This is a genomic window from Chamaesiphon polymorphus CCALA 037, assembly GCF_003003845.1.
In the GTDB taxonomy this organism is placed as follows: domain Bacteria; phylum Cyanobacteriota; class Cyanobacteriia; order Cyanobacteriales; family Chamaesiphonaceae; genus Chamaesiphon; species Chamaesiphon polymorphus.
On record NZ_PVWO01000582.1, the window covers coordinates 1 to 3301 of the forward strand.

At 45.0% G+C, this 3301-nt stretch carries 3 protein-coding genes; 2 read left to right on the forward strand and 1 reads right to left on the reverse strand.

Annotated features, from left to right (window positions below):
* Positions 1–157: 157 nt before the first annotated feature.
* Positions 158–1024 (reverse strand): ferredoxin:protochlorophyllide reductase (ATP-dependent) iron-sulfur ATP-binding protein, encoded by an 867-nt coding sequence (gene bchL / locus C7B77_RS26675; RefSeq protein WP_106312138.1) that lies wholly within the window; start codon positions 1022–1024, stop codon positions 158–160.
* Between the two features lie 605 nt (positions 1025–1629).
* Between bchL and C7B77_RS29440 the strand changes: the two genes are divergently transcribed.
* Both C7B77_RS29440 and C7B77_RS26690 read left to right on the forward strand, forming a co-directional pair.
* Positions 1630–2229, forward strand: a complete 600-nt coding sequence (locus C7B77_RS29440; protein ID WP_146138543.1) for a dCTP deaminase/dUTPase family protein — start codon at positions 1630–1632, stop codon at positions 2227–2229.
* A gap of 233 nt (positions 2230–2462) precedes the next feature.
* Complete coding sequence (locus C7B77_RS26690) at positions 2463–3179, forward strand: M48 family metallopeptidase (RefSeq protein WP_106312144.1); 717 nt, start codon at positions 2463–2465, stop codon at positions 3177–3179.
* Positions 3180–3301 lie beyond the last annotated feature (122 nt).

Consider the following 3301-nt stretch of genomic DNA (forward strand, 5'->3'; position numbering starts at 1 on the left):
TCTGTAGGTTAATCGTGGGGAGGGCGGGTTTGTGCGAGAGTTATCGTTACATTCGAGGTTGATGGCATAAACCCGCCCCTACAGACCCTGGCGTGGGAAAATCCCCTCCTTGGAGGGGTGCCGCAGGCGGGGTGGGTCAGATCTCCACCACGCACTGTTAAACCATCATCAAATCCACTTTCTCACCAGCATCCTGAACCTTTGGCTCCACTGGATTGAGGTAGAAATCAGACAACAGACTGAATAGATCCCGGTCAGGTGCATCCGTCGGTACCACACCTTCAGGCAATGCCAGAATTTGATCCGCAATATTTAGATAGTAATCGCAGACATATTCCAACGATTTATCGGTTTCTGCCATCTCAAACAAAGTCTTACCTTTAACGCGGGAAACGCGAATATCTTCAATTAGCGGTAAAACTTCCAGTACGGGCATGGGGACTGTTTCGATGTATTTATCGATTAAGTCGCGCTTGGAGGTGCGATTGCCGATTAAACCAGCCAATCGTAACGGATGCGTCCGCGCTTTTTCGCGTACCGATGCGGCAATCCGATTGGCGGCAAATAAAGCATCGAAACCATTGTCAGTGACGATCAAACAGTAGTCGGCATAGTTGAGCGGAGCCGCAAAACCACCACAAACTACGTCGCCGAGTACGTCAAATAAAATAATGTCGTACTCGTCAAAAGCATTCAGCTCTTTGAGCAGCTTAACTGTCTCACCGACTACATAACCACCGCAACCAGCACCAGCAGGAGGCCCGCCAGCTTCGACGCAATCGACACCGCCATAACCTTTGTAGATGACATCTTCAGGCCAGACATCTTCGTAGTGATAGTCTTTTTCTTGAAGTGTATCGATGATGGTGGGAATCAAGAACCCAGTCAGGGTGAAGGTACTATCGTGCTTGGGGTCGCAACCGATTTGTAATACTTTTTTGCCGCGCTTTGCTAACGCGACGGAGATGTTGCAACTAGTTGTGGATTTGCCGATGCCACCTTTGCCATATACTGCCAGTTTCACGATCTGCTAGTCTCCAATACTTTGTGGGTGTTATTAAACGAGAAGAACTATCTATAAAAATTTCTGCTACGTCTAGCATTATTCACTAACTTCCCCGGAAATGGGGGAAAAGTTACAATTCGATCTGGATTTTAAATTGCTTAATATACTCTATAAAATACTTAACATGCTCTGAGTCACACTAACTCTGCCTCAAGCTACCAAATTAGTTTTGGCTAGTTTTGGAGTTTGCTTTATAGATAAATTAGAACAATAACAAAAAATACTCGATCGCAGTCACAGAGCAAGAAAGAACCAGAAAATCGATCGAATATTTTGCCGATACCCTGTCGCAGTGGCTAGTAAGGTTCTCAAGATGACTGGCTAGTTTGGGATCTGGAGACTATGATGGCGTTATTGAGCCATAATTAGCGTTCGCGTAGCGTGCTGGAGGCAATCGAGATCCGCTCTAATCGATCGAGAAATCCTGACATAATCGTTAGTTTGTAAAAATTAGTTAAGTTTGGAAATATCGGGAGTTTTTGTAAAAATTAGTTAAGCGATAGGAGATCGAGTAGGATAAAAATTGGTAAATTGTGAAGCCCGATCGAGGCGAGCGTAACATTGTGATTTCAGTTGAATATGTCTTAGCAGATCCAGAATTTAGACCGCAGAGAGCCGTAGATAGAGCTGCTGCTCTGGATGTGAAGGCTTATTTACCAGCACCACCTCCAGATAATTTTGTGGAGTCTATTCGCGCCCAGCGCGATCTTTTCCTAACTAAATACCCAGAAGGTTCGCTATATATTAATGGCAAGAAAGTTACGGAAGATTTGACAGTAGATTTATTGCAGCAATCGGAACCGCAACTGAGATTTTTCATCCTCGCTCCAGGTACTCAAAAAATCGTCAATGCCGGATTCAAGGTGGGTTTGAGCACGGATGACCCCAACAAGATTGCAACGATGCTGGTGTGTCCCCGCAGTGGCTTGGCGTGCAAAAATTCAATTACCATAATTAATGGCCCAGGAATTGTAGACGAACACTATCCAGACTGGGTGGGAATAGGTTTAATCAATCATGGTGCGGATCTACATTTATTCAGTCATGGTGCAAGAATCGCGCAGGTGATGTATTTAGAGGCATGTGTGGCGCAGGAGCGAGTAGTGGCAGAGTTAACGACTGTGGGAGAACGCAAGGGTGGATTCGGGCATACGGGTGTTTGATTGCATGGGCAAAGCCCGAGAACTACGAAGTCTGCGAGCCTACCAAACACGCTTTTCGCTGTCTTGAAAAGGTGCTTCACTTGCGGCGCGCGCTCCGCCTATGGCACGCCTCGCTTACGCTCGCCTACGGCTTTGCCGAGGGTTTAGCGCGACAAGACAGGGCAAAGCCCAAGACCGCACTTTTTGCTTTCAACCTTCAGCTTTCAACTTTTTAGATGAGGTGTGTCGATCGAATGGCAGTACAAACAATTACTACTATCGACTTAGGCAATCTAGTCATCGATGTGGTGCGAAAAAACATCAAAAATGTCCACCTCCGTGTTTATCCCCCAAGCGGAAACGTCCAAATTTCTGCGCCGTTGCGGATGAATCTCGATACCATTTGTGTGTTTGCAATTTCTAAACTAGATTGGATCGAAAAACATCAGCAAAAGATTCGCAGCCAAGTCAGAGAAATACCACGGGAATATATAGATCGAGAGAGCCACTATCTTTGGGGTAAACGCTATCTACTCAGTCTAGTCGAACTAGACACATCACCGAGCTTAGAATTATGTCACGATCGCCTGATACTGCAAGTGCGTCCGGGTACTAATGCGATCGACAAGCAGGCTATTGTTAACGAATTTTATTGCCAGCAGCTCGAAGCCGCAATTTCACCACTAATCGATAAATGGGAACGGTTGATAGGGGTATCTGTCACCAGTTTTAGCATCCGTAAAATGAAAACTAAATGGGGGAGTTGTACGCCCAGTTTGGGAACGATTCGCTTCAATTTAGAACTAGCCAAGAAACCCACCGAATGTCTGGAATATGTCGTCGTTCATGAGTTAGTTCATTTGTTAGAACCGAGTCATAACAAACGATTTATCGCATTTATGGATGCATTTATGCCAAAATGGAGATTTTACAAGTCCGAACTCAATCGATTACCGATCGATTCAAATTAACGATCGTCAAAATGATAACTTTGACTATATTGTATTCGGTCGATCTAAGAGGATGTTTGAAAAGTCAGGAGAGAGTTAAATTTTATGCCAAACGCCTAACCATGATACGGATCATCGCTAAG